We start from the raw sequence: 626 nt of genomic DNA on the forward strand, positions 1-626 counted from the left end.
CCCCCGTGCGACCCCCCACCGGCAACTGGAGGAGACCCATGTCAGGGCTCGCCCGCACCAGACGGTCCGCCGCCGGACGCGCCATCGCCGCCGCGCCCGTCTCCTCCTCCGCCACCCTTGTCCGTCCCGCCGCCGCGCCGTGCCGCCGCCCGGGGCCGACCCCTTGATTTCCTGAGCGACCCTCAGGTGACGACCAGGGGGCGTTGCGGGCTTCCACGAGCAGCCCGCAACGCCCCCTATCCAATGCCCCCACGGTTCCCCCTTCGGGGTTTCCCCTGGGTTTCTGCGGGGCTTCTCCGGGGCTTCTCCGGGTTCACTCCCGCACCGTCCCGAAGCGGACGTCGTACCTCCGGCCCGGGTGCAGCACCCCGAGCATCCGCTCCGCCTCCGCCGTGACCTCCGCCCGCCGCGCCCGGTCGAGGCGCCCGAAGGGCTCGATCACCAGGGCGTCGTCGTCCAGGCGCCAGAGTCCCGCCAGGAAGCCGTCCACGAGCAGGGTGCGGTAGGCGACGTTCCCGCTCCAGTGCCGGCCCTTGAGCTCGGGCGGGACGACGCGGGTGCGGTCGGCGTGGGAGAGCAGCAGGTTGTCGAACTCGGGCAGGAAGCGGGGCGGGGCGGGGGTGTCC

At 74.3% G+C, this 626-nt stretch carries 1 protein-coding gene; it reads right to left on the bottom strand.

What is annotated here, in order from left to right; translation table 11 throughout:
- Positions 1-313 precede the first annotated feature (313 nt).
- Positions 314-626, bottom strand: a 313-nt coding sequence (locus CCN29_RS34120; RefSeq protein WP_143661472.1) for a DNA glycosylase AlkZ-like family protein, incomplete at its 5' end; no start/stop codon positions are given.

This window comes from Streptomyces pseudogriseolus (assembly GCA_002154585.1).
GTDB lineage: Bacteria > Actinomycetota > Actinomycetes > Streptomycetales > Streptomycetaceae > Streptomyces > Streptomyces pseudogriseolus.